Genomic DNA, 7,057 nt, shown 5'->3' with positions numbered 1-7,057 from the left:
ATTGGTCGGCGGCGGCGACGTCGCTGGCGAAGAACGACCATAGATGGTTGCCGCCGACCCGGTCGTCGCCGTCGATCAGCCTGACGTCGAGCCCCGGATGCCGTCGATGGAGCGCCAGCGCGAGCAGGCCGCCGGCCAGCCCGGCGCCGACGATCGCGACATCGCAGGTGATCGTGGCCGCCATCGCGTCGCCCTAGCGCCGATTGCGCCTACGCACCATCGCCACTGCCCAATCGATCGGCGATCGGCTAGACGGGACGGCATGGGTATCGCGCTCGCCATCCTCGCTTCCGCGCTCGCGATGAGCGCGATCGTCGCGGCGCGCTACCTGGCGGTGTCGGGCGGGTTCGCGGCGGCGACGCGGGCGCGGCATCCGGGGCTGTACCGCGGCCTCGACCGCCAGATGCGGCGCGAGATCGGCTGGAGCCTCGCCTCCGCCGCCATCTATGGCGTGCCGGCCGGGGTGCTGGCCTGGGGTTGGCAGGCGCATGGCTGGACGCGGGTCTATACCGACTTCCACGCCTGGCCTTTATGGTACTGGCCGGTGTCGGTGCTGCTCTACCTCTCCGCGCATGACAGCTGGTTCTACTGGACGCATCGCTGGATGCACCGGCCGCGCCCGTTCCGCCTCGCCCATGCCGTCCACCATGCCAGCCGCCCGCCGACCGCCTGGGCGGCGATGGCGTTCCACCCGATCGAGGCGCTGAGCGGTGCGGTGGCGATCCCGGCGCTGGTGCTGCTGGTGCCGGTCCATGTCGCGGCGCTGGCGATGGTGCTGACGGTGATGACGGTGATGGGCGTGACCAACCATATGGGGTGGGAGATCTTTCCGCGCAGCGTCTGGGCGGGGCCGCTAGGCGGCTGGCTGATCACCGCCAGCCACCACCAGCGCCATCACGAACGCTACCGCTGCAACTACGGGCTGTATTTCCGGGTGTGGGACCGGTTGTGCGGTACCGACGGCGGGATCGGCGGGTTTCCGGCTCTAGTCAGTGATGCGGAATTGTCACATAGCGCGCGACTTCGCAGGTAGACGGCGGAGCGAAACCGCCAGCGCCGCGTTGCGCCCCCAAATTCATCTGGAGCACCGACTTGACCCGTATCCTTCTCGCCAGCGCCGCCGCGCTGCTCATCGCCGCTCCTGCCCTGGCGCAAACCACGCCCGATGTGGCACCTGCGCCAGCATCGGCGGCCGACCTCGGCTCGCAGCTCGGCAAGGACAACATCACGGTCGGCGTTGGTGCTGCCTATCTTCCCGATTATGACGGATCGAACAACTATCGCGTCGTTCCCGCGCCGGTGGTGGTCGGCACCTATAAGGGCCACAACTTCTCGCTGATCGGCAACAATGCCAGCTTCGACCTGATCAAGCAGCAGCCGGGGCCGGTGTGGAACATCGAGGCCGGCCCGGTCGCGTTCGTCAACTTCAACCGTACCAGCAACAACCATATCGACGACATCAGGGTGAAGCGCCTGCCCGAGCGCGATACCGCGGTCGAGCTCGGCGGCTATGTCGCGCTCGACAAGACCGGCGTGATCACCAGCCCTTATGATGAGCTGAGCCTGTCGTTCAGCCTCCGTCATGATGTCCTGGCCAAGAACAAGAGCTACGTGTTCACCCCGTCGCTGACCTATCTGACCCCGCTCAGCACCAAGCTGGCGGTCGGGCTGACGGCATCGGGCACTTATGTCGGCACGAAGTATGCGCGCTATTACTATGGTGTGTCGGCGGCCGACTCGCGCGCGTCGGGGCTGCCGATCTTCAATCCCAGCCATGACTGGAACAACTACACCGTCGGCGGCTTCACGACCTACTCGATTACCGGTGACCTGCTGCACGGTTTCAAGGTCATCGCCGGGGGCACCTATTCGCGGACCGAAGGCCCGTCGGCGCGCTCGCCGCTGACCACGATCGCCGGCAAGCGCAACCAGTTCATCGGCGCGGCCGGGGTTGCGTACACCTTCTAAAAGGTTCAGGCGGCGCGCAATATGTTCGCGTCTCTCCTCAACGGCCGCCCCTGCCTCATCCGGCACGGGCGGCCGTTCACGTCTGGTGCATCCCGCCACCGCCACCTAGCCACGTCCCGCCACCGGAAGCCTTGCCGATGACACCCAATCCCATCGCCGCGCCGACAGACAGCGCCGAACTGGCCGACATGCTGGAGGATCGGGCGACGCGCCGCGCGGACCGCCGCGCGTTCTTCAAGGCGGCGGCGGGGGCTGCCGTCGCCGGCGCGGCGCTCGGCTGGGCGAGCGCCGCCGAGGCGCAGACCGTCACCGACGCCGACATCCTCAACTTCGCGCTCAACCTCGAATATCTGGAAGCGCAATTCTACAGCTTCGCGGTCAACGGCGCCGGCCTTGGGCCCACGCTGCTGACCGGCAGCGGCAAGCAGGGCGCGGTGACCGGCGGGCGGGCGGTGGACTTCAGCGGCGATCCGATCATCGGCCGCATGGCGCGCGAGATCGCGGCCGACGAGGCGGCGCACGTCGCCTATCTGCGCGGCCAGCTCGGCACCGCGACCGTGGTGGCGCAGCCCGCGCTCGACATCTCGGCCAGCGCCACCGGTGCCTTCTCCAAGGTGGCGCAGGCGGCGGGGATCGTCGCGGCGGGCGTCGCCTTCGATCCCTATGCCTCGATCGACAATTTCCTGCTCGCCGCCTATGTCTTCGAGGACGTCGGCGTCACCGCCTACAAGGGCGCAGCCCCGCTGATCACCAGCAAGGCCTATCTGGAGGCCGCCGCCGGCATCCTGGCGGTGGAGGCGTACCACGCCGCGACGTTGCGCACGCAGCTGTTCAACCGCGGCCAGACCAACGCCAACCTGATCACCTATGCGCAGGGCATCTCGGACGCCCGCGACAGCCTGGATGGCGCGACCGACATCGACCAGGGCATCACGCCTGGCAGCACGACGATCACCAACGCCGATGCCACCACGACGACGCTGGCGGTATCGAACATCGTCCCCACCGACCAGAACGCGGTCGTCTATAGCCGCACCACCGGGCAGGTGCTCAACATCGCCTATATCACCAGCACCGCTGCGACGGTCGGCGGGTTCTTCCCGGCCGGGGTCAACGGCACGATCGCCACCAGCACGGCCGAATGAGCGCGCGCGTGAGGAAGGGTCCCATGAACAGCCCGATGACCGACGATACCGCCACCCAGGTCCTCGACGCGATCGAGGGCCGTCGCACGGAACGCCGTCGCTTCCTCGCCTATGCCGGCGGCGCGACCGCGGGGACGGCGGCGCTGTCGCTGCTCGCGGCGTGCGGCGCGGACGGCACCGCCTCGACCACCAGCTCCAGCACGGTGAGCAGCGTCGCGACGACCACAACCGAAGTCGACGTGTTCAACTTCGCGCTCAACCTCGAATATCTGGAAGCGCAATTCTACGCCTTTGCCGCCTATGGCACGGGGCTATCGGCGGCGCTGCTGACCGGGGTAGGCACGCAGGGCTCGGTCACCGGCGGCGCGCAGGTGCCCTTCACCGATCCGGTGGTGGCGCAATATGCGCGCGAGATCGCCGCCGACGAGGCTGCGCACGTCACCTTCTTGCGGTCCCTGCTGCAATCGGCGGCGGTGGCGATGCCGGCGATCAACATCGACGGGTCGAGCGCCACCGGCGCGTTCAGCGTCGCCGCGCAGGCGGCGGGTGTCGTCGCGGCGGGCGGCATCTTCAACCCCTATGCTTCCGACGAGAACTTCCTGCTCGGAGCCTTCCTGTTCGAGGATGTCGGCGTGTCGGCCTACAAGGGCGCGAGCCCGTTGCTGAGCAATCCGACCTATATCTCCAACGCCGCCGGCATCCTGGCGACCGAGGCCTATCATGCTGGGCTGATCCGCAGCGTCCTCTACCGCAAGGGCATCGAGGCGACGCCGTCGCTGCTGACCAACGCGCAGAAGCTGTCGGACGCGCGCGACAGCCTCGACGGGTCTAGCGACGACGATCAGGGGATCGGCGACGCGACCGTCGCCAACATCACGCCCGCCGACCCCACCACCGCGATCGCGTACAGCCGCTCGACCGGTCAGGTGCTCAACATCGTCTACCTCAACAAGGCGTCGGTGAAGCTCGGCGGCTTCTTCCCCGCCGGCGTCAACGGCAACATCTTCACCAGCGCGCCCTCCGGCTGATCGGTCGCACCGATTGATCATTGCTGTGCCGAGGGATCGGCCTATGCTGGTCCATCCCCGGGGGAGCGTTGATCGGCGCTTGAGAGGAGGGCACGAGCCCTCGACCCGCCGAACCTGATCCGGTTGAAACCGGCGGAGGGAGGGAAGCGGTCCGCCGTCACCTTGCTCCGTTCATTGGAGCGACACGCATGGCCGACCTTCCCGCCCGTACCGAGATCGGCGTCACCACCGGCGCGATCCGCGGCAGCCGCAAGATCCATGTCGGTGAGCACCGCGTGGCGATGCGCGAGATCATGCTCGACCCGTCGTGTAGCGAGCCGCCGCTGCGGGTGTACGACACGTCGGGGCCCTACACCGACCCCAAGGCGACGATCGACATCGGTGCCGGCCTGCCGCAGCTGCGCCGCCAGTGGATCGAGGCGCGCGGCGATGTCGAGAGCTACGACGCCCGCGACCTGCGACCCGAGGATAACGGCCAGCTCGGCCCCGATCGTTCCGGCGGCGTCCAGCCCTTTCCCAACGTCGTGCGCCGTCCGCTGCGCGCCAAGGCGGGCCAGAACGTCAGCCAGATGCACTATGCGCGGCGCGGCATCATCACCCCCGAGATGGAATATGTCGCCATCCGCGAGAATCTGGGCCGCGCGCAGGCGATGGACCACATCCGCGACGGCGAGAGCTTCGGCGCGGCGATTCCCGACCACGTCACCCCCGAGTTCGTCCGCGATGAGGTTGCGCGCGGCCGCGCGATCATCCCCAACAACATCAACCATCCCGAGTCCGAGCCGATGGCGATCGGCCGCAACTTCCTGGTCAAGATCAACGCCAATATCGGCAACAGCGCGGTGGCCAGCAACGTCGCCGCCGAGGTCGACAAGCTGGTCTGGTCGATCCGCTGGGGCGCGGACACGGTGATGGACCTGTCGACCGGTCGCAACATCCACGACACGCGCGAATGGATCATCCGCAACTCGCCCGTGCCGATCGGTACCGTCCCGATCTACCAGGCGCTGGAGAAGGTCGGCGGTATCGCCGAGGAGCTGACCTGGGAAATCTTCCGCGACACGCTGATCGAGCAGGCCGAGCAGGGCGTCGACTATTTCACCATCCACGCCGGCGTCCGCCTGCCCTATATCCCGCTCACCGCCAAGCGCGTGACCGGCATCGTCAGCCGCGGCGGCAGCATCATGGCGAAATGGTGCCTCAGCCACCACAAGGAGAGCTTCCTCTACGAGCGCTTCGACGAGATTACTGAGATCATGAAGGCGTACGACATCGCCTACAGCCTCGGCGATGGTCTGCGCCCGGGCAGCATCGCCGACGCCAATGACGAGGCGCAGTTCGCCGAGCTCTACACGCTGGGCGAGCTGACCCACCGCGCGTGGCAGCAGGACGTGCAGGTGATGATCGAAGGCCCCGGCCATGTGCCGATGCACAAGATCAAGGAGAACATGGACAAGCAGCTCGCGGTCTGCGGCGAGGCACCCTTCTATACCCTCGGGCCGTTGACCACCGACATCGCGCCCGGCTACGACCACATCACCAGCGGCATCGGTGCGGCGATGATCGGCTGGTACGGCACGGCGATGCTCTGCTACGTCACGCCCAAGGAGCATTTGGGCCTGCCCGACCGCGACGATGTCAAGGTCGGCGTCGTCACCTACAAGCTCGCGGCCCACGCCGCCGACCTCGCCAAGGGCCACCCGGCGGCGAAGATGCGCGACGACGCGCTGAGCCGCGCCCGCTTCGAGTTTCGCTGGCGCGACCAGTTCAACCTGTCGCTCGATCCCGACACGGCGGAGTCGTACCACGACCAGACCCTGCCGGCGGAGGGGGCCAAGACCGCGCATTTCTGCTCGATGTGCGGGCCGAAATTTTGCTCGATGAAGATCACGCAGGAAGTGCGCGATTTTGCTGCGAAGCAGAATGCGGGCGTGGGGACGTTTATTGCAGCTGAGGAAGCGGAGGCCGGGATGGCGGAGATGAGTGAGGTCTTTCGGGAGACGGGCGGGGAGGTTTATCTGCCGGCGACATAAGATAATACTAAGACTTATCTATCATCCATCAATCCGAAAAGCATCAAGTACCTCGGTAAAAACAATAAGCTTCGGATGGCTACCGATCTCTTTAGTAATACCAGCAGCTACCAGCGGCGCAATGTTATTAGCGGCCGATTGATACGACGTGGCAGTACGATTGGCGATCTCACTTACAGTCATGACAGGCTGCTCAAATGCCAAATCTATTATTCTTGGGATGAGTGCTGATCGCCGTGCAGTCTGAAACATCTGTCGGTATTTTTGCTGTAAATCCTGAAGCGCTTCAACCACCTTGATGGTGCCGTGTGCTGAAGCAATTACTCCGCGTAAGAAAAAGCTGAGCCATGCCTGCCAGGCACCATCGCGTGAAACTTGGAACATCAAGTCGATATATTCGTCTTTGTGACGTTCCAGCCAAGGGCTCATATATAGAAGTGGCTGAGGTAGTACATCGCGTTCGATTAGCATCAGCGTAATTAGCATACGTCCAACTCTGCCATTTCCATCCGCAAACGGGTGGATGGTCTCGAATTGATAATGCGCCAACGCTGCATCAATTAGAGGGGGTATTCCGCCTCGATCTTCTCGGTTGATGAATTCCGATAGATCGTCGATTGCGTCGCGAGCCTGTTGTGGTGGCGGAGGGATAAAGCGGGCTGTTTCAACACGCCCGTCACCACCAATCCAGTTCTGGTCTCGTTTTAGCTCTCCAGCATCGATGGTTGCTCCGCGATGTTTTTGAACTCCGGTCAGAAGTGTGCGATGTGCATTGCGTAGTAAACGACTAGAAATTGGAAGCTTGACTAGGGTCAGGACTCATTGGTTATAGCCAGAAGATGACGGTGGCAGCGAGGGCGACGGCAGAAAAGAAGACGGTTGG

7 protein-coding genes and 1 riboswitch are annotated in these 7,057 nt (G+C 65.1%); of the genes, 5 read left to right on the top strand and 2 right to left on the bottom strand.

From position 1 onward, the window contains the following. On the bottom strand, positions 1-184 hold a 184-nt coding region (locus tag HUU96_RS08715; protein ID WP_174292438.1), incomplete at its 3' end, for a lycopene cyclase family protein. Between the two features lie 78 nt (positions 185-262). On the opposite strand from HUU96_RS08715, the gene HUU96_RS08710 reads away from it, so the two are divergent. The 5 genes from HUU96_RS08710 (at position 263) to thiC (ending at position 6,174) form a co-directional block, all read left to right on the top strand. Beyond that, positions 263-1,033 (top strand): sterol desaturase family protein, encoded by a 771-nt coding sequence (locus tag HUU96_RS08710; protein ID WP_438827072.1) that lies wholly within the window; start codon positions 263-265, stop codon positions 1,031-1,033. Positions 1,034-1,092: 59 nt separating this feature from the next. Beyond that, positions 1,093-1,968: a MipA/OmpV family protein gene (locus tag HUU96_RS08705; RefSeq protein WP_174292437.1), complete on the top strand. Its 876-nt coding sequence runs from the start codon at positions 1,093-1,095 to the stop codon at positions 1,966-1,968. A gap of 137 nt (positions 1,969-2,105) precedes the next feature. Beyond that, positions 2,106-3,113 carry a ferritin-like domain-containing protein gene (locus tag HUU96_RS08700; protein ID WP_174292436.1) on the top strand — a complete coding sequence of 336 codons (1,008 nt, stop codon included), beginning with the start codon at positions 2,106-2,108 and terminating at the stop codon, positions 3,111-3,113. 35 nt (positions 3,114-3,148) lie between these two features. Beyond that, positions 3,149-4,141: a ferritin-like domain-containing protein gene (locus tag HUU96_RS08695; RefSeq protein WP_174292440.1), complete on the top strand. Its 993-nt coding sequence runs from the start codon at positions 3,149-3,151 to the stop codon at positions 4,139-4,141. 54 nt (positions 4,142-4,195) lie between these two features. Next, a riboswitch (TPP riboswitch) is annotated at positions 4,196-4,286 on the top strand. A 43-nt stretch (positions 4,287-4,329) separates the two neighbouring features. Then, a complete protein-coding gene (thiC, locus tag HUU96_RS08690) occupies positions 4,330-6,174 on the top strand; it encodes a phosphomethylpyrimidine synthase ThiC (protein WP_174292435.1) in 1,845 nt (614 codons plus the stop codon). A 21-nt stretch (positions 6,175-6,195) separates the two neighbouring features. Here the strand turns inward: thiC and HUU96_RS08685 are convergent, their stop codons facing one another. After that, positions 6,196-6,969, bottom strand: a complete 774-nt coding sequence (locus tag HUU96_RS08685; protein ID WP_302480226.1) for a Fic family protein — start codon at positions 6,967-6,969, stop codon at positions 6,196-6,198. Between the last annotated feature and the right edge of the window lie 88 nt (positions 6,970-7,057).

The organism is Sphingomonas bacterium (genome assembly GCF_903644135.1).
Lineage (GTDB): Bacteria > Pseudomonadota > Alphaproteobacteria > Sphingomonadales > Sphingomonadaceae > Sphingomonas.
This window is presented reverse-complemented; position numbering and strand designations above follow the sequence as displayed.

Coding starts and splice junctions, on each gene's coding strand:
- HUU96_RS08700 (WP_174292436.1), top strand. CDS start 2,106: ATGACACCCAATCCCATCGCCGCGCCGACAGACAGCGCCGAACTGGCC.
- HUU96_RS08695 (WP_174292440.1), top strand. CDS start 3,149: ATGACCGACGATACCGCCACCCAGGTCCTCGACGCGATCGAGGGCCGT.
- HUU96_RS08710 (WP_438827072.1), top strand. CDS start 263: ATGGGTATCGCGCTCGCCATCCTCGCTTCCGCGCTCGCGATGAGCGCG.
- thiC (WP_174292435.1), top strand. CDS start 4,330: ATGGCCGACCTTCCCGCCCGTACCGAGATCGGCGTCACCACCGGCGCG.